Annotated in this window: 16 protein-coding genes; 9 read left to right on the top strand and 7 right to left on the bottom strand. The window is 56.3% G+C overall.

Annotated features, from left to right (window positions below; all coding sequences use genetic code 11):
• Positions 1–4 precede the first annotated feature (4 nt).
• From hpaA to DBY68_RS08070, 8 genes are all read left to right on the top strand, one after another.
• Complete coding sequence (hpaA, locus tag DBY68_RS08105; RefSeq protein ID WP_108475421.1) at positions 5–895, top strand: 4-hydroxyphenylacetate catabolism regulatory protein HpaA; 891 nt, start codon at positions 5–7, stop codon at positions 893–895.
• A 291-nt stretch (positions 896–1186) separates the two neighbouring features.
• On the top strand, positions 1187–2749 hold the full coding sequence (gene hpaB / locus DBY68_RS08100) for a 4-hydroxyphenylacetate 3-monooxygenase, oxygenase component (RefSeq protein WP_108475420.1): 1563 nt from the start codon (positions 1187–1189) through the stop codon (positions 2747–2749).
• A gap of 17 nt (positions 2750–2766) precedes the next feature.
• The gene (locus DBY68_RS08095; RefSeq protein ID WP_108475419.1) at positions 2767–3279 is read left to right on the top strand and encodes a 4-hydroxyphenylacetate 3-monooxygenase reductase subunit; all 513 of its coding nucleotides are present in this window, start codon (positions 2767–2769) and stop codon (positions 3277–3279) included.
• 359 nt (positions 3280–3638) lie between these two features.
• A complete protein-coding gene (locus tag DBY68_RS08090; RefSeq protein WP_015966065.1) occupies positions 3639–5789 on the top strand; it encodes a carbon starvation CstA family protein in 2151 nt (716 codons plus the stop codon).
• 301 nt (positions 5790–6090) lie between these two features.
• Positions 6091–6294: a YbdD/YjiX family protein gene (locus tag DBY68_RS08085; RefSeq protein WP_015966066.1), complete on the top strand. Its 204-nt coding sequence runs from the start codon at positions 6091–6093 to the stop codon at positions 6292–6294.
• An 11-nt stretch (positions 6295–6305) separates the two neighbouring features.
• A complete protein-coding gene (yjiA, locus tag DBY68_RS08080) occupies positions 6306–7262 on the top strand; it encodes a GTPase (protein ID WP_108475418.1) in 957 nt (318 codons plus the stop codon).
• Positions 7263–7399: 137 nt separating this feature from the next.
• The gene (locus tag DBY68_RS08075; protein ID WP_108475417.1) at positions 7400–8143 is read left to right on the top strand and encodes an AraC family transcriptional regulator; all 744 of its coding nucleotides are present in this window, start codon (positions 7400–7402) and stop codon (positions 8141–8143) included.
• 47 nt (positions 8144–8190) lie between these two features.
• A complete protein-coding gene (locus DBY68_RS08070) occupies positions 8191–8832 on the top strand; it encodes a LysE family translocator (protein ID WP_108475416.1) in 642 nt (213 codons plus the stop codon).
• A gap of 139 nt (positions 8833–8971) precedes the next feature.
• Here DBY68_RS08070 and DBY68_RS08065 read toward each other — a convergent pair whose 3' ends face one another.
• Both DBY68_RS08065 and DBY68_RS08060 read right to left on the bottom strand, forming a co-directional pair.
• Positions 8972–10342 (bottom strand): NAD-dependent succinate-semialdehyde dehydrogenase, encoded by a 1371-nt coding sequence (locus DBY68_RS08065; RefSeq protein ID WP_108475415.1) that lies wholly within the window; start codon positions 10340–10342, stop codon positions 8972–8974.
• Positions 10343–10515: 173 nt separating this feature from the next.
• Positions 10516–11442: an Rpn family recombination-promoting nuclease/putative transposase gene (locus DBY68_RS08060; protein ID WP_108475414.1), complete on the bottom strand. Its 927-nt coding sequence runs from the start codon at positions 11440–11442 to the stop codon at positions 10516–10518.
• Positions 11443–11639: 197 nt separating this feature from the next.
• On the opposite strand from DBY68_RS08060, the gene DBY68_RS08055 reads away from it, so the two are divergent.
• Positions 11640–12917 (top strand): DUF445 domain-containing protein, encoded by a 1278-nt coding sequence (locus DBY68_RS08055; RefSeq protein ID WP_199538658.1) that lies wholly within the window; start codon positions 11640–11642, stop codon positions 12915–12917.
• A 99-nt stretch (positions 12918–13016) separates the two neighbouring features.
• Here DBY68_RS08055 and DBY68_RS08050 read toward each other — a convergent pair whose 3' ends face one another.
• From DBY68_RS08050 to DBY68_RS08030, 5 genes are all read right to left on the bottom strand, one after another.
• Positions 13017–14090 carry a glycoside hydrolase family 88 protein gene (locus DBY68_RS08050; protein WP_108475412.1) on the bottom strand — a complete coding sequence of 358 codons (1074 nt, stop codon included), beginning with the start codon at positions 14088–14090 and terminating at the stop codon, positions 13017–13019.
• Positions 14090–15250, bottom strand: coding sequence for a hypothetical protein (locus DBY68_RS08045; protein WP_108475411.1), 1161 nt, complete (start codon positions 15248–15250; stop codon positions 14090–14092). Before DBY68_RS08045 ends, DBY68_RS08050 begins: the two co-directional genes overlap by 1 nt.
• A 231-nt stretch (positions 15251–15481) precedes the next feature.
• Entirely contained in the window at positions 15482–17152 is a 1671-nt protein-coding gene (locus DBY68_RS08040) for a hypothetical protein (RefSeq protein WP_108475410.1), read from the bottom strand.
• 74 nt (positions 17153–17226) lie between these two features.
• On the bottom strand, positions 17227–18288 hold the full coding sequence (locus DBY68_RS08035; protein WP_015966082.1) for a DUF2955 domain-containing protein: 1062 nt from the start codon (positions 18286–18288) through the stop codon (positions 17227–17229).
• Positions 18278–19345 (bottom strand): HlyD family secretion protein, encoded by a 1068-nt coding sequence (locus DBY68_RS08030; protein WP_108475409.1) that lies wholly within the window; start codon positions 19343–19345, stop codon positions 18278–18280. The genes DBY68_RS08035 and DBY68_RS08030 overlap by 11 nt, the downstream gene beginning before the upstream one ends.
• Between the last annotated feature and the right edge of the window lies 1 nt (position 19346).

Here is a 19346-nt window from a genome sequence, read left to right as displayed (position 1 = left end):
AGGCATGTGTGAGAACCCGATTTACAACATCGACATCAGCACCGAATACGATGAAAGTCTGGGTACGGATGATGTGCATTATCAGTCCTTTGCACGGATGGCGGCCTTTTTTGGCCGCGATATGCAGGCCCATCGCCACGAACACTATTTCCAGATGCATTTCCTGCTCACCGGGCAGATCGAGCTTCAGCTTGACGATCATCGCTACTCAGTAGAAGCGCCGCTGTTTGTGCTGACGCCACCGTCAGTGCCGCACGCGTTTATCACCGAATCGGACGCTGACGGGCATGTGTTAACAGTGCATGAGGATTTAATCTGGCCGCTGCTGGAGGTGCTTTATCCCGGCACGCGGGAAACCTTCGGTCTGCCGGGGATCTGCTTATCACTGGCGGATAAACCGGATGAACTGGCGGCGCTGGAACATTACTGGCGGCTCATTGAGCGAGAGTCAGTTGAGCAACTGCCGGGACGGGAACATACGCTGACGCTGCTTGCCCAGGCGGTGTTTACCCTGCTGCTGCGTAACGCAAGGCTCGATGACCACGCCGCCAGCGGTATGCGCGGCGAGCTAAAACTGTTCCAGCGCTTTAACCTGATGATAGACAGCCACTTCCACCAGCACTGGACGGTGCCGGATTACGCCAGCGAGCTGCACATCACCGAATCCCGGCTCACCGATATCTGCCGCCGTTTCGCCAACCGCCCGCCGAAACGGCTGATCTTCGACAGGCAGCTGCGTGAGGCGAAGCGATTACTGCTGTTCTCTGACAGCGCAGTGAATAACATCGCCTGGCAACTGGGGTTTAAAGATCCGGCGTACTTTGCCCGTTTTTTCAACAGATTAGTTGGGTGCTCGCCAAGCGTTTACCGGGCAAGGAAAGTGCCGGTATCGTAAGTTTACCCCCTCACCCCGGCCCTCTCCCGCAGGGAGAGGGAGAAAAGCGCACTCACATTCACATTGGGCACAATCGCTCCCCTCTCCCTGCGGGAGAGGGTTAGGGTGAGGGCCCGATCACAAAACCCTCACCTCCCCGAAAAGTACCCGTCATTGACCCAAAAGTCTCTTCACGAATACCGGTCTAACCGCTTCAATTAAACAACAAAAACAAAACACAAATTTAACATTAAAGCCAGTAACGCCCATTGGCGTTGGCTTTCCATCCGATTACAAAAAGAGAGTCTGACTATGAAACCTGAAGATTTCCGCGCCAGTACCCAGCGTCCGTTTACCGGTGAAGAGTACCTGAAAAGTTTGCAGGATGGCCGTGAAATATACATCTACGGCGAGCGTGTGAAAGATGTCACCACTCATCCGGCATTCCGTAACGCGGCGGCATCCGTCGCGCAACTCTACGATGCGCTGCACAAACCGGAAATGCAGGATTCCCTGTGCTGGAACACCGACACCGGCAGCGGCGGCTACACCCACAAATTCTTCCGCGTGGCGAAAAGCCCGGACGATCTGCGCCAGCAGCGCGACGCCATCGCTGAGTGGTCACGCCTGAGCTACGGCTGGATGGGCCGCACACCGGATTACAAAGCCGCTTTCGGCTGCGCGCTGGGCGCCAACCCGGGCTTCTACGGCCAGTTCGAGCAGAACGCCCGCAACTGGTACACCCGCATTCAGGAAACCGGCCTGTACTTCAACCACGCTATCGTTAACCCGCCGATCGATCGCCATTTACCGACCGATCAAGTGAAAGACGTTTACATCAAGCTGGAAAAAGAGACCGATGCCGGGATCGTAGTCAGCGGTGCAAAAGTGGTTGCCACCAACTCCGCGCTGACCCACTACAACATGATCGGCTTCGGTTCGGCACAGGTGATGGGCGAAAACCCGGACTTCGCGCTGATGTTCGTCGCGCCGATGGATGCCGATGGCGTGAAGCTGATTTCCCGCGCCTCTTATGAAATGGTCGCGGGCGCAACCGGCTCCCCGTACGACTACCCGCTCTCCAGCCGCTTCGATGAGAACGATGCGATCCTGGTCATGGATAACGTGCTGATCCCGTGGGAAAACGTGCTGATCTACCGTGATTTCGATCGCTGCCGTCGCTGGACGATGGAAGGCGGCTTCGCCCGTATGTATCCGTTGCAGGCCTGTGTGCGCCTGGCGGTGAAGCTCGACTTTATTACCGCACTGCTGAAAAAATCCCTCGAATGTACCGGCACGCTGGAGTTCCGCGGCGTGCAGGCGGATCTCGGTGAAGTGGTGGCCTGGCGCAACACCTTCTGGGCGCTGAGTGATTCGATGTGTTCGGAAGCAACACCGTGGGTCAACGGCGCGTATCTGCCGGATCACGCAGCCCTGCAAACCTACCGCGTCATGGCTCCGATGGCCTACGCGAAGATCAAAAACATCATTGAGCGTAACGTCACCAGCGGGCTGATCTACCTGCCATCGAGCGCGCGCGATCTGAATAACCCGCAGATCGACCAGTATCTGGCGAAATACGTGCGCGGCTCAAACGGTATGGATCACGTCCAGCGCATCAAGATCCTCAAACTGATGTGGGATGCGATCGGCAGCGAGTTCGGCGGGCGTCATGAGCTGTATGAGATCAACTATTCCGGCAGCCAGGATGAGATCCGCCTGCAATGTCTGCGTCAGGCGCAGACCTCCGGCAACATGGACAAAATGATGGCGATGGTCGACCGCTGCCTTTCCGAGTACGACCAACACGGCTGGACCGTGCCGCACCTGCACAACAACGCTGATATCAACATGTTAGACAAGCTGCTGAAGTAATGCAGCGGGAGACCACCATGCAAGTAGATGAACAACGTTTACGCTTTCGCGATGCTATGTCCAGCCTGTCGGCGGCGGTGAATATTGTCACCACCGAAGGCGAGGCGGGCCGCTGCGGGATCACTGCCACCGCGGTGTGCTCGGTAACCGATACGCCGCCGTCGGTGATGGTGTGTATCAACGCCAACAGCGCCATGAACCCGGTATTTCAGGGCAACGGTAAGTTGTGTATTAACGTGCTTAACCACGAGCAGGAGCTGATGGCGCGCCACTTCGCCGGGATGACAGGGATGGCGATGGAAGAGCGCTTTACCCTCTCCTGCTGGCAAAAAGGGCCGCTGGCGCAACCGGTGCTGAAGGGTGCGCTGGCAAGCCTGGAGGGCGAGATAAGCCAGGTGCAGACCATCGGTACGCATCTGGTGTATCTGGTCGAGATTAAGAACATCATTCTCAGCGAGGAAGGACACGGGCTGATTTACTTTAAGCGCCGTTTTCATCCGGTGATGATGGAGGTGGAGGTGGCGGTGTAAAACCGACACCCTCACCCTAACCCTCTCCCTGAGGGAGAGGGAACCGACCGCACCCTGGTTTGAGTCCTGCGCTGTTTTCTCCCTCTCCCTCAGGGAGAGGGCGGGGTGAGGGTGGTGGTGTAAAATTTACACTGTGATCTCAATCACATATTCCCCACCCGCTCACTTCTTACCCAACCGCTCACCTCCACACACAACCGCTTAACGCCCCATACAACCACTCACGACTTTACCCAACTTTACGCGCGTAAATCTCTGGCAAGATGCTCATCAGCATAGCAGTCATACCTCCTCACTCATTAAACACAAAACCCATACAGCTTCGGCTCATTATTAATCTTAAAAAACCAGGTTTTACTATGGATACCAAAAAGTTATTCAAGCACATACCCTGGGTGATTCTTGGAATCATCGGCGCGTTTTGCCTGTCCGTTGTGGCATTACGTCGGGGGGAACACGTTAGCGCCCTGTGGATCGTGGTCGCGGCGGTTTCTGTTTATCTGGTGGCGTATCGCTACTACAGCCTCTACATCGCCCAGAAGGTGATGAAACTCGACCCAACGCGTGCGACGCCGGCGGTCATTAACAATGATGGCCTGAACTACGTGCCGACCAACCGCTACGTGCTGTTCGGCCACCACTTCGCGGCTATCGCCGGTGCGGGCCCGCTGGTTGGGCCGGTGCTGGCCGCCCAGATGGGTTACCTGCCGGGTACCCTGTGGCTGCTGGCAGGCGTGGTGCTTGCCGGTGCCGTGCAGGACTTTATGGTGCTGTTTATCTCCACGCGCCGTAACGGTTCTTCGCTGGGTGAGATGGTCAAAGAAGAGATGGGCCGCGTGCCGGGCTCTATCGCCCTGTTCGGCTGCTTCCTGATTATGATCATCATCCTGGCGGTGCTGGCGCTGATCGTGGTGAAAGCCCTGGCCGAAAGCCCGTGGGGTGTGTTCACCGTTTGCTCGACCGTGCCGATTGCGCTGTTTATGGGTATCTACATGCGCTTTATTCGCCCGGGCCGCGTGGGTGAAGTCTCCGTTATCGGTATTGTGTTACTGGTTGCCTCTATCTGGTTCGGTGGCGTCATCGCCCACGACCCGTACTGGGGCCCGGCGCTGACCTTTAAAGACACCACCATCACCTTCACGCTGATCGGTTATGCCTTTATCTCCGCTCTGCTGCCGGTTTGGTTGATTCTGGCACCGCGCGACTACCTCGCCACCTTCCTGAAAATCGGCGTTATCGTTGGCCTGGCAATCGGCATCGTGATCCTCAACCCGGATCTGAAAATGCCAGCCGTGACCCAGTATATCGACGGTACCGGCCCGCTGTGGAAAGGTGCGCTGTTCCCGTTCCTGTTTATCACTATCGCTTGTGGTGCAGTGTCTGGCTTCCATGCGCTGATCTCCTCCGGCACCACGCCGAAGCTGCTGGCCTGTGAAACCGACGCGCGTTTCATCGGCTATGGCGCAATGCTGATGGAGTCCTTCGTGGCGATTATGGCGCTGGTTGCAGCATCCATCATCGAACCGGGTCTCTACTTTGCAATGAACACCCCGCCTGCGGGCCTTGGCATCACCATGCCGAACCTGCACGAAATGGGCGGTGAAAACGCGGCCATGATTGCGGCGCAGCTGAAAGAAGTGACCATTCACGCAGCGGCAACGGTCAGTTCCTGGGGCTTCGTGATTTCGCCGGAAGAGATCCTGCAAACCGCGAAAGACATCGGTGAACCGTCTGTTCTGAACCGTGCCGGTGGCGCACCAACTCTGGCAGTCGGTATCGCACACGTGTTCCACAAAGTGCTGCCGTGGGCGGACATGGGCTTCTGGTACCACTTCGGTATTCTGTTTGAAGCGCTGTTCATCCTCACCGCGCTGGACGCCGGTACCCGTGCGGGCCGCTTCATGCTGCAGGACTTGCTGGGCAACTTCATTCCGTTCCTGAAGAAAACCGATTCTCTGGTAGCAGGTGTTGTGGCGACCGCAGGTTGCGTAGGCCTGTGGGGCTACCTGCTGTATCAGGGCGTTGTCGACCCGCTGGGCGGCGTGAAGAGCCTGTGGCCGCTGTTCGGTATCTCTAACCAGATGCTGGCCGCTGTGGCGCTGGTTCTCGGCACCGTTATCCTCGTGAAGATGAAACGCAGCAAATATGTCTGGGTTACCATCATCCCGGCATTCTGGCTGCTGGTCTGCACCACCTGGGCGCTGGGTCTGAAACTGTTCAGCACCAACCCGCAGATGGAAGGCTTCTTCTACATGGCGAGCCAGTACAAAGCGAAAATTGCAGCAGGTGGTGAACTGACGGCGCAGCAAATCGCCAACATGAACCACATCGTTATCAACAACTACACCAACGCAGGCCTGAGTATTCTGTTCCTGGTGGTGGTGTACAGCATCATCTTCTACGGTTTCAAAACCTGGATGCAGGTGCGTAATAACGAAGAACGCTCCGACAAGGAAACACCTTATGTTCCTGTACCGGAAGGCGGCGTGAAGACTTCTTCACACCATTAATTTGCCAAACCCTCCCTCTCCCTTTGGGAGAGGGCCGGGGTGAGGGAAAACGCGCCCCCCGGCCCGTCAGAGATGACTCGCCGGGCTTTATTCATACACACAAATCTTTCAAGTTGCATCACAAAACGCGGTTAGCGTTTTGAACAGCGCTTGCGCTGGCCCCGAAGGGGCGAGGCTGTAAGCCGAGTCACGCGGCAAGGGAGTGAATCCCCAGTCACGTACATAAGTACGTGACTGGGGTGAACGAGCGCAGCCAACGCAGAGGCAGCTTGAAGGATGACGTGTATATCTGGATGGCACAATGTTTGGTAACTTAGGTCAGGCGAAAAAATACCTCGGTCAGGCGGCGAAGATGCTGATTGGCATCCCGGACTACGACAACTACGTCGAACACATGAAAGCCACGCATCCGGACAAGCCGTACATGACCTACGAAGAGTTCTTCCGCGAGCGGCAACAGGCGCGCTACGGTGGAGACGGAAAAGGCGGCATGCGCTGCTGTTAGAAGGAGAGAACATGACCCCGATTGCAGTTACCCTACTTACCGGTTTTCTTGGCGCGGGCAAAACCACCCTGCTGCGTCATATCCTCAACGAACAGCATGGCTTCAAAATCGCCGTCATTGAAAACGAGTTCGGCGAAGTTTCTGTTGATACCCAGCTAATTGGCGACCGCGCCACACAAATCAAGACGCTCACCAACGGCTGTATCTGCTGCTCCCGCGCTAACGAACTGGAAGACGCCCTGCTCGACCTGCTCGACAGCCGCGATCGCGGCGAGATTGAATTCGACCGCCTGGTGATCGAGTGCACCGGCATGGCCGACCCTGGCCCAATTATTCAGACCTTTTTCTCTCATGACGACCTGTGCGAGCGCTACCTGCTGGACGGCGTAATTGCGCTGGTGGATGCGGTTCACGCCGACGAGCAGATGAACCAGTTCACTATCGCCCAGTCACAGATTGGCTACGCCGACCGCATCCTGCTGACCAAAACCGACGTCGCAGGCGACACCGAGAAGCTGCGCGAACGTCTGGCGCGCATCAACGCCCGCGCGCCGATTTACACCGTCGTTCACGGTGATATCAATCTCGATCAACTCTTCAACACCAGCGGGTTTATGCTGGAAGAGAACGTGCTGGCGAGCAAGCCGCGCTTCCACTTTATGGCGGATAAGCAGAATGATGTGTCGTCGATTGTGGTGGAACTGGATTACCCGGTCGATATCAGCGAAGTGTCGCGCGTGATGGAAAACCTGCTGTTGCAATTCGCCGATAAACTGCTTCGCTACAAAGGGATGCTGTGGATCGACGGCGAACCGAACCGCCTGCTGTTCCAGGGCGTACAACGCCTCTACAGCGCCGACTGGGACAGGCCGTGGGGCGATGAAACGCCGCGCAGTCAGTTGGTGTTTATTGGGATTCAGTTGCCGGAAGAAGAGATTCGGGCGGCGTTTGCGGGGTTGCGGAAGTAAGACGTTGTAGGCCGGATAAGGCGCAGCCGCATCCGGCGCTGCGCCATTCATCAACGACTTATGGCGAGTAATATTCCTCAACCGCCACCTGTATCCCGGAGTGTGATATAAAAACCCAAAACTGTCCGGACGATCCTATGACCACCGCACGCGACATTCAGCAAACATTTACTCGCCATCCAGGGCTGGAGCTACGCAGTACCTGGCAAAGCACGCAGCCCTATAAACGCCATAGCCACGGCCAGCTCTCCATTGGTGCCATTCTGGCAGGGCAAACACGCTGCCTTTGCCACGGCCAGGAGTATCTGCTGAACCCCGGCGACATCATCGTTATTCCCGCAGGCGCACCCCATAGCTGTAACCCGGTGCAGGGGCAGGCGCGCAGCTACCATATGCTCTATCTGGAGTCTACGCTGCCTCTCGCACAGCAGCATATTCGTAGCCCGTCGCTGTTCGGGCTTTATCTTGCCGTAGTTGAAACGATGTCCACCGCGTCGGTGAATGCGCTGTTAGGCGCCCTCACGCTACGTGTAGGCGCAGGCGATATGTTGCGCCCGACCAGCCAGCAGGTTCAGCAGGCGCTGCTCTCCGACCCGGTGTTTCCGCCCTCTCTTGACGAGCTCGCGCAACGATTCTCGCTGCGTAAAGAGACCTTGATTCGCACCTTCAAACAGGACACGGGGTTGACTCCCGGCAGCTTTCTCAACGTCTCGCGAGTGGAATACGCCAAAGCGCGGCTGCGTGCCGGAGACGATATCGCCGATGTCGCTTACCAGAGCGGTTTTGCCGACCAGAGCCATTTCCACAAAACCTTTGTCAACTACACGGCAGCCACGCCACGGCAGTACGCGCTTGGGCGATCAATATCCGACAATAATTAGCGCGTCAGCAGGCATAAGCTGACCTCCGTATTTTTACTGAGGTCGCTATGGAACAGGTCACTACGTTATTTCCTCCGGCGTTTCCCGCGCTGGCGCTGGCGCATTTTATGGCGCTACTCAGCCCCGGGCCGGACTTCTTTTTACTGGTGGGCTATGCCGTGCGCTATCGGCTGCGCGGTAGCGTCGGGCTATGCCTGGGCATTGCGGCAGGTAACGGGCTGTATATTCTGCTGGTCGTTATCGGCTCTGGCCTGCTTCGCGAGGTGCCGCTGCTGTTCACCGTCATCGAGCTGCTGGGAGCCGCCTATCTGCTGTGGGTGGGCCGTCAACTATTGCGAAGCCGCGCCGGACAAGTGGCGTGGGAGCATACTGAATCAGCGCGCCCTTCGCTGCCACGCCAGCTGCTTCTTGGCCTGGGCTCCTCGTTGCTGAATCCGAAAAATGCGCTGTTTTATCTGGCGCTGATGACTGCACTCCTGGGCCCGGGCGTCACTTTAGCGCAGCAAGCTACCTGTGGAGTGTGGATGACCAGCGTGGTTCTGCTGTGGGACTTACTGCTGATCATGCTTATCGCCCTGCCACAGGTTCAACGCCGATTAGGCAGCCTGATTTGGAAAATTGAGCGTGCGGCAGGCGGCATCCTGATAGGTTTTGGCGGCTGGATAGTGTGGCAGTTTGTTGTGACCTGAAGGGCAAGCGGTGCGGGTAAGATACGAAAGCTGGCGTAAGCGTGTCGGATGCGCTTTGCTTATCCGACCTACAACACCATTGCACCCGTAGGCCGGATAAGGCGCAGCCGCATCCGGCGCTGCGCCATTGACCTGCAACTTATTTCTTCACCACCACCAGCTTCTGGTTCACAAACTCTTTAATCCCCAGATCCGACAGCTCGCGCCCGAACCCGGAGCGCTTCACGCCGCCAAATGGCAGTTCTGCGGCGGTGTCGGTCAGCCAGTTGATATAGACCATCCCGGTTTCAATCCGCGAGGCCATGCGTTTGGCGCGTTCAATATCCTCACTGAATACCGCGCCGCCGAGGCCGTAGTGGGAGTCATTGGCAAGTTTCACCGCCGCGTCGTCATCCTTCACCACATAAATCTGCGCCACCGGGCCGAAGAACTCTTCGAAATAGGCCGGGTTGTCGCGGGTGATGTGGGTCAGAATCGTCGGCTCGAAGAAGTTGCCTTTGCTCTCCAGCGGCTTGCCGCCAAAGTGCAGCTTCGCGCCGTTTTTCACTGCGTTATCAACCTGTTTGGTCAGCGTTTCCAGTGCGTCTTTCGACGACAGTGGGCCAAGCTGGGTTGAGGCATCCATCTGATCGCCGACCTTCACTTTGCTGAACGCGTCGGTGAATGCGCTAAGGAATTTGTCGGCAATTTTCTCATGCAGAATAAAGCGTTTCGCCGCGGTGCAGACCTGCCCGGCATTGTTAAGCCGCGCCTGTACGCCAATTTTCACCGCTTTGTTGAGGTCGGCGTCATCCAGCACCACGAACACATCGTTCCCGCCCAGTTCGAGGGTCGATTTTTTGACGTGCTTCGCGGCCTGCGCAGCGACCACGCTACCCGCTTTTTCTGAACCGGTTAGCGCCGCGCCCTGAACGCGGGGATCGGCGATGATGTTCGCCACCTGATCGGAAGAAATAAACAGATTGGTCCATGCGCCGTCCGGCGCGCCCGCTTCACGCACCAGATGCGCAAAGGTCTCGGCACAGTGCGGCACGATACTCGCATGTTTTGCCAGCACCGGGTTACCGGCGGCCAGGTTTGGAGCCAGTACGCGCATTAACTGGTAGTACGGGAAGTTCCACGGCTCAACCGCCATGATCACGCCAATCGGATGGTGCTCCACCCATGCATCGCCAAACTCGGTTTTATACGGAACGGGTGCAAGGAACTGCTTCGCGTTGTCCGCATAATAGCGGGCGATCTGCGCGCACAGTTTCACTTCGCCACGGCTCTGTTCGATAAGCTTGCCCATCTCCTGACTGGCGATTTTGGCCAGTTCCTCGACACGACTGTCGATAAGATCGGCCAGCTTATGCAAAACGGGCAGACGCTGACTGATGTCACCCTTCGCCCACTCAGAGTGATAAAGCGCATCGGCTTTTTGCAGCGCGGCCTCAATATCCTTGTCGCTGTGTGGGGGGTACTCTTTAATCAGTTGGTTATTAGCAGGATTTACTGTCTGATAGGCCATATCTCGCTCCTGGTTAAGTGATGAAAGCAGTCAAAAATGCCATTCAAAGTATTAAGGGTAGTTGAGATATCTGGGTCAGGAGGAGAAACGGAGTGTTCTGAGGAAATAGGGCGTGATTTTAAGAAAAAAGAAGGATGCCGAACAGAGATTCCCCCCATTCGGCATAATCGTAATTAGTGTGCGGCGGCCTGCAAATCTTCTGCTGACAAGCCGGTGATTTTCATCACCGCGTGGCGATCAAACCCATTCGCCAGCATAGAACGGGCAATTCTTAACGCTTCATCGCGACGTCCCTCTTGTCGACCTTCCTGGCGGCCTATCTGTAAACCCTCAACTTTTCCCTCTTCATGTAACTTCTCAGCAAGCGTCATCAGCTCCTCCTTATGCTTTGGCGAGCGTTCCGCCATTTCGCGAAAAAACGCGCTGGCGCGAGCCGCTCCGCCGTACTGGAAAATATAGTTAAACAGCGTTTTCACCTGGGTGTCGCTAGTGTATCCCAATGCCAAAAGTGCAACCAGTTGCTCCACCAGCACAGTGAGATCCCGCTGGCGAATATGCTTCTGGATAAGCTCCAGTAGCGCAATACGGCGGTGCTGCATAATCTTGTCATCGTCGGTAACGGTGATATCAACCAGCGGAAAATCAGTGGTATAGAGCGCCTTCGCCACATCGGGATGGGGGAAGAGATCGAGCCAGCACATGGGGTACGGATACGGACTTTTTTCGCCATGATAAAAGAGCATCGGCACTACCAGCGGTAGCGTTTTATGCCCCGCTTCAAGGTGCCGCTGTATTGCGGAAACCGTGTAACGCAATAAGCGAAATGCCATCAATTCATCAGGGGAACTTTGATGTTCGATGACGACATAAATGTATCCCTGCCCATCCTGGGTTTGTACTGACCACAGCACATCGGAGTAGCACTTATGTAAATCCTCTTCGATGAAGCTTTCGGATTCCAGTTTGAGCGTATTCAGGTCGCATAGATTGCGCAACGGCGCGGGCAGATGAATGTCGAGAAAATCCTGCGCCGTATCAGGCTGATGAAGAAACTGTTTGAACACCGCATCATGGGGCGTCGTACTGCTATTTTTTGCCATGGCTGTCCCTTGCCTGTTGTGAAAGTGTCGGGACTCTAACGCAGGTCTGAAGCGGCTTCACCTGGCAATGTCAGTCTCTACGTAACACCTCGCAAAAAGTTTTTCATCGCCTGCAACGACGACATTTACCCGGAAGGCGTCTCGTAAATTCACAAGCCACTTCAGCCGCTAACATGACGTTCTTGCCGTCAGGCTATATGCTTACCTCTATGGAAAAACAGACTGAACTCAAACGCGCCAAGCTGCTGGCGCTGTCGCTGCTGCTGATTGCCGCAGCCATTTTTATCACAACGCTGATGCTGCCGCCTTCGCCGTGGGTCAGCGCGTTAAAGGCTATCTCCGAAGCGGCGATGGTCGGCGCGCTGGCAGACTGGTTTGCAGTGGTGGCGCTGTTTCGTCGCGTGCCGCTGCCGTTTATTTCGCAGCATACGGCGATTATCCCGCGTAATAAGGACAGAATCGGCGACAACCTCGGTCAGTTCGTGCAGGAAAAATTTCTCGACACGCCATCGCTGGTGGCCCTTATCCGCCGTCATGAACCGGCATTGCTCATCGGCAACTGGTTCAGCCAACCGGAGAACGCGGCGCGCGTGGGGCAAAACCTGGTGAAGGTGATGAGCGGTTTTATCGAACTCACCGATGATTCACGGGTACAGGGGCTGCTGAAACGCGCGGTGCATAAGGCGATTGATAAGGTCGATCTTACCCAGACCAGCGCGGTGATCCTTGAGAGCATGACCAAAGATAATCGCCATCAGAAGCTGCTTGATTCTCTGGTGGCGCAGTTGATTGCGCTGCTGCGTAAGGAGAGCACGCGCGATGTGATAGCACAGATGATCGTACACTGGATGGAGCAGGAGCATCCGATCAAAGCGCGGATCCTGCCAACAGAGTGGCTGGGCGATCAGGGGGCGGATCTGGTTGCCGATGCGGTGGACTCGGTGCTCGACGATATTACCGAGAATCGCCATCATCAGATCCGCCAGGCGTTTGATCGGGTGATTTTCCGCTTTATTGAGAACCTGAAAACGTCACCGGAGATGGAAGCCAAAGCGGAGAACATTAAAAGCTATCTGAAAAACGATGAGGCGTTTAACCGCTATCTGGGGCAGATTTGGGCCGATTATCGTCAGTGGATTAAGGACGATATGACCTCTGACGATTCACGGGTGAAAACGCGGATCGCCGAAGCGGGGCAATGGTTTGGCGAGACGTTAATTCACGACGCCGCACTTCGTGAGTCGCTCAACAACCATCTGGAACAGGCGGCGATGCGCGTGGCACCGGAGTTCTCCGCGTTCCTCACCCGCCATATTAGCGACACGGTAAAGAGCTGGGATGCGCGCGATATGTCACGGCAGATCGAGCTCAACATCGGGAAAGATCTGCAGTTTATTCGTATCAACGGGACGCTGGTCGGTGGGACGATCGGGCTGGTATTGTGGCTGTTGTCGCAGATACCTGCGCTCATTTAGGCGGCGATGTCGGATGCGGCTAGCGCCTTATCCGACCTACAGATTGCCTCCGTGTAGGCCGGATAAGGCGCAGCCGCATCCGGCAAAACCCAGGCACAATTAGGCCAGCCACTCCCCCTGCTGCAACTCCAGCAACAGCAGCATCATCAGCGCCTGCGCGTACGGCACCGGGGCCATTGCAATATCACAGTAGTATTGCAGATCCGGCCCCACCATCGTTCCTTTCGAGGCTTCCAGTACGATCCCGCGTTCATCAATGCGATCGCGCAATGCGTCCCATGCCCGCAGCGCCGAATCGGCAACGCCAGCGTCCAGAATCCCCATCCGCACGCCGCGTAACATGCCGTAGGCGATCCCCGCCGTGGCGGACGATTCTTGCGGCGAGAGCGGATCGTCCACCAGCGTGTGCCACATGCCGTTTTCAGCCTGCATCTGGCACAGGGTTTTCGCCTGCCGCGCCACGACCTGCGAAAGATAACGCTTCACGCTGGCGTCCAGGCTGTCGCCGAGCAGAGCGATAAATTCCGGGATCGCCACAGTGATCCACGCATTCCCCCGCGCCCAGAACGCGCCCGAGAAGTGATGCTGACCGACGAACGTCCAGCCGTGATACCACAGGCCGCTGGCCGGTTCGCTGAGATAGCGGGTATGCAGCAGAAACTGATACGACGCTTCGTCGATCAAGTCTTTTCGTTTAAGAACCACACCCGCCGAGCCGAGGAACAGGCAGGTCATAAACAGCGTGTCATCCCACAGATGCCCGGTGTTTGGCTGCTCTTTGACGACGTGCTGAAAACCGCCCTCCTCCGTTTTTGGCAGCGTTTGCAGCAGCGAATCCGCCCAGTCGTTGACGACCTTCAGCAAATCTGCGCGGCCCGTGTGTCCGGCGACCAGCGAGAGCGCGATCATCGGCGCGGTGGTGTTGATTTGTACTGCGGGCAGCCCTTTCGCCAGTTGTCCTTCATACCAGGCGAGAATCGACTGCTGCAACCCGGCATCCTTCTGCGATAACGCATACTGCCAGAAGCCGTACAGGCCAACGCCCACCTCCCATTCCCACTCTTCAAAGTGGATGGCAAACCCGTCGCCACTGCTCACTTCGCCAATATTTTTCAGGCGACAGAAGCCCTGCACGACCTGTTCCAGAATTTGATGTAATTCAGCGTGGCGCATCATGCGGCTCCTGCCTGTGAGGACGTTAGAGAAAGATTGCTGGTGAGCAGACGCTGTGCGCGTGCGCGAAGCCCGGCGTCGTCCGCCAGTTGCGACAGTGCGCGCAGGCTGGGATAAGCGCCATCCTGCGGGGCGACGTTTACCGACCAGTACGCCAGGCGCTGCGCGGCGATCGCCTGCTGTTCGCGCCCGAGTCGGCCAGAAGCGGTGAAGCGTTCATCCCGGAACATCTGCCCGGCGAGATACTGCGCGGTGTGAAAGCTTAAGGCGTTGTTTGCACTGGTAAACCACATGACGTCGTTACCCAGTTCGTCAAACCAGTAGCGATAACCTAATATCGCTGAGCGCACGCGACGCCACAGCACCGGCGCAAAAATGTCACCGTGATAGTCATGCCAGACCCACAACAGTGAAATAAGCGCGGAACTTGAGCCCTCTTCCCGGGCGCTGACCCGCTGTAACAGGCGTACCAGCAGCGCTTGCGCCTGCTCGCCTGCGTTCCCCTGCCTGAGCATTGCCAGCAACGCGTCGCCTTCGTCTTCGGTCGGTTCGGCGGTAGCGCGTTGGTACACAGGGAGCGCGTCATCCTGTTCATCAAGGCGCGCGTCGATCGGCTTCTTGCCCTGATAAATCATGCGCAGCACAAACTGCGTTTCACGCTCGCAGAGTTCTTCAAGATGAATAAGTAGCGAGTTCTCGCCCTGCTGGAGCGGCAAGTTAACCTGGCAAATTTGCAGCCTGTTGCGGGTAAAAGGTGTAAAGCGGGCGGATTCTGCGCCGTTAACCCAAATACGCACACCGCCGCACGTCGCCAGTTGAAATGCGTACTCACCTGATTGATCGGCATGAAGGTTGACGTACAGCCAGCGCTGGCTGTGTGTGGCGACCGGTTTAAACAGCGAGAAGTGAACCGTTCCGCTTTCGTCCGCCTGTACGGTATAGCTGGCAGGCAACGCGCGGGTAAGCGGCACGGCGCGTTGGGCGGTGGTCTCGCAAAATACGCGACGGCAGAATGAGGTCTGTTCCGGCACGGCATCTTCCATCACCACATACCCTGTTGACGCATCAAGGGTTTCCCCCGTGTAAAATTCAGCAAATCGCTCATTAAGCGGCGCTGAAACTGCAAAACGCATGACTGCGTCACCCGCTGCCAGCCTCATGTTCTCTCCTCACTCACTACGCTTGTGTTAGCGCCGTATCATCAGGATTCAGGGCCGTTGGAGCTATGTGAGTGAACGCGAGGTTTTATGGATCTGCCCGGAGATTCACAATCCCGCGATGAGCAGGGAAAGCAATGAGACTTTCATCACATTTTGCTGTTTGCCGTAGGGGGTGAAAACGGCGTGGATCGCATTTATTCCGCGATCCGTCGCTTTTCGATGTGATTTAAATCACGCTTTTAGCTGAGTCAGCTGATGATGCAGGCTGTCTGCCAGTGCCCGCACGCGCGATGCGTCAAAGATAACGTGCAGGCCTGGCGATGCGTCGGGATGCTTCGCGCAAAAGGTGTCCATTTCGACGGCGCAGCGGTAAAGCTCCTGAATATTCACCTGGCAAATCTCGCGCATGCTCCAGTTATTCTCCACCACCGTGGCGTAATGCAGGGTGAAAAAGGCCTTTTGCGCATGCATAAACAGCTGGCAATACAGGGCAAAACCCTGCCACTCCTCCTGCCAGCGGCGAGCCAGTGCGTGTGGGAACGCCGCGCGCTGCGCAAACGCAATCGCCTCGGTTTGCAGCGTTTGCGCCTCCTGCCAGGCTTCATCTTTTTCTTTGGCAATCAACGACAAATTACGCCCGGCAGTCGCGACATCATGGGGGGTGAAGGCAATATCCCGCTCAGAGCCCGGCAGCCAGTGGTTACGGTTGAGCTGGCCGTAAAGGCTCCAGACGCCCTGACCGTAGCTTTCCGGCACCTGGCTGTGGCGATGGAAAACGTGGTCGCGTACATAAATGGCGTGATAGAGAACCTGCCCGGCTTGCTCTAACAGCGTTTGAAATTCAGTGAACGTCTCATCATCTGGACGCCAACCGTAAGATTCATCCAGCCAATGCATCATCAGCGAGGTGCGGGTCACGGCCTTTTCCGGGTGCGCCAGCAACTGACTACAGGCGACGAGGTTGCACTCACTCAACGTGCCCATAATCCAGTGGTTATCCACGCCTTCCCAACTGGCTTTGCACACCGCGCCGCGAATCGCCGGATTCCCCCGACACCACAACAAACGCCCCTGCAACTCGTCGATGCGCGGAAACGGGAAAATCCCCCAACCCACTTCTTCACCGACCAGATCGAGATCGACCCACACATCGCGGTTTTGTACCGATTGCAGCGCCGGGTTATTGGGAAAGTTGGGCCAGAATCGTTCCGGGGTGATTTTAATCGAGACGGAAACGGCTTCCGGTAACGTGCTGATGGCTTCCAGAACGTTGCTGATATCGTGATTGCCCGCCGGAAACGCACGCAGCACCAGATGCTTATCTTCGCGCATCACCGCCCGCGCCATTGCGCTGAAGCACTGGCTATAAAGCGATAAACTGCGCGGATCGATATGCGGTGAAGGATCGTCGTGCCCGGTCAGTTCCCAGTTAGGGCGCGAAATTGGCAGCAAGCCATCGGTGTTAGAGAGCGCCACCAGCAGGCCGCTGATGTGCGGAATGCGCTGACACAGTAGCGTCATTTTGTCTGCCAGATAGCGACACCAGAACTCCGCGTCGAAATGCACACCACCTTTTTTATTCAGCAGTTCAGGGTGCGCCGCCAACAGGTCAACGGGGAAGCTAAGCTCTTTAGCCTGCAGATAAAATTTCAGGCCATGCTGCTGGCAGAAACCGGCAAGGCGGTTGAGGTAAACACAGCGGGCGCGCTGATGGCTGGAGAGGCCATCGTTGTATTGATGCGGCGTGTAGCCTTTTGGCGAGACCAGCTTATCGAACAAATTAGCCTGGCCGACAATCACCGTATTGAAGTGGTGATTGATGGCCCACTTCACTAATTCACAGGCTTTATCCCAGTTCCAGAACTCCTGATTATTGAGTTCCAGCGCGCGCGTTTGCCACATCGTCCTTCTCCATCCATTACGGGGGGAGCTATTCTAAGCACAAACGCGCGGCAACGTCTGAGACAGGAAGTGCGCTACTTCACAATAAAACGCGTTGCCTGGAAGCAGTTCAAAATACGGTGCACCAGAAATACCATGGTGAGCGTCCCTAATAACGAAACGGTTACAGACGTCACACGGTACATATCACTGAAGACCAGATCCTGGTCCGGCTGAAGGTTCTGGCCGAACATAATGCCGATGGTGGTGATGCTGGCAAAACCGACGCCAGCCCCCACTTTTTCCATCACGTGCATCCGCGCGCTGAATGCCAGGCCCAGCCCGATCAGCGGCATCATCAGAATCATGTGGCTGCTGTGATCGTACAAAATCAGCTGTACCACCAGAATGTACAGACACGAAAGCACCACGCCGACCACGCGCCACAGGGAACTGACCACCGAACCGCGATAGTGCATCGGGAAGAGAATTAAGATCCCCGCCATCAGCGCCGACAATGAATCTTGTAAATCGCTTATCTGAAAGACGATAAACAGCATCGTTGCCACCGTACCCGACAGCAGCGATTCATGGCGCACGCGCGCGGCGTCTTTTTCAATCAGCGGCGGCGGCTTACGCGGTTCAACATCGGGAATGAGATAGTGGAACAGGGCGCTCAGCGCCACCGCCATCACGCTGGCCTCCATATTGGAGAACAGCAGCGTGTGCCAGTTGGTGGTCGGGTAGCTCATAAAATTGAGCATTACGCTTTGGCACACCACGCCCATCGAGCCGAACAGGAACAGCGGCCCCTTACTCATGAAACGGAAACGCATCACATACATACCGAAAACGACGATGGTCATGATCAGCGGCCATTCAATCAAATAGCCGACGATAATCACCATTTCGATGCAGTTCAGCACCGCACTGAGCAAAAACTGTCGGGCGATATGGCCGTTAAAGACCGGAACCAGCGATACCAGCAGAATGGGGAAGACGACAAAAAACACCCCGTACTGCGTATCGAAAAATGTCGAGATACTCAGCGCCGTCATGCCGGTGAACACGGTGCGCAACGTCTGGCGAAAATCATTCGCCGTGTAGACGATATTGCCGTGCGGCGTGAAGACCTGAGCGAGTGTTTTAATAGACATAGTGCAACAGGCTCACAAGATGGATTTGCGCCCCGGAGAAAAAGCGGGCGAACGGTCCATCGCTGTTATAGAGCTGAACGGTGGCGCGAGCCCCGGTCGGCAATGTTTGCTCAAGCGTTTCGTCGAGCGCCACGTGGATGCGCATACGCTGGGCGTCACGCACCCAACGCGTGGAGGTATCGGGCTGGGAAAGCTGGCCGTTTACCGCTTCCTGGCCAGCTAAAATCCCGGCGTCGCTGCTGGTCACTTTTGCGCTAAACACTTTACCCGGCAAGGCATCAAACACGACCGCCGCATCGGTGCCGGTTTTGGTGTGACGCAGGCTTTTTTCGCGGAAATCGGCGACGATGTCCGTATGATCGTTCACGACCGCCATGACCGCCGTACCGGCGTTGGCAAACAGGCCAGGACTTAATTGCAGATTACTGACTGTACCATCCTCTTCGGCGCGGATTTTTGTCCAGCCAAGATTAAGCTGCGCCTCTTCCAGCGCATTCTGGTATTTCTGGATGGTGACGTTGCGATGATTATCGCGCTCACCGCGCTGAATTTGCAGGTTATGAATAGACGCGTTAAGTGCGCTCACTGACTGCTCGCTGGTTTGCCAGGTGGTACGCACCTTATCGAGATCCGACTGCGAAACGTTCTGCATCGTGCTTAAACGCTGATAACGATCGTAGGTCACGCGATCGTTGCGGGCGGTGAGCTGCGCGGTTTTCAGATTCGCCTGCGCGGCGGCAATCTGCGCATCCAGCTGCTGGTTGCTCAGTTTCGCCTGTTCCAGTGCTATCTGCGCGGCTTCCACCTTATTTATAAACGGCGTCGGGTCGAGTTCATACAGCAGATCGCCCTTCTTCACCTGGCTATTATTGTGCACATAGACCTTTGCAACATAGCCTGAAACGCGTGGTGAAACGGGCGTCACTACACGCATCACCGTGGAATCCGGGGTGAGCGGGATCCAGATATCGGCGATGATAAAATAGACAAACATAAGCAGGAAAGAGGCAATACTGACCCTTACCCAGCGGGCAAATTTCTGTTCTGGCGTCATCATG

The organism is Pseudocitrobacter sp. RIT415 (assembly GCF_003057695.2).
Lineage (GTDB): Bacteria > Pseudomonadota > Gammaproteobacteria > Enterobacterales > Enterobacteriaceae > Pseudocitrobacter > Pseudocitrobacter faecalis.
This window is presented reverse-complemented; position numbering and strand designations above follow the sequence as displayed.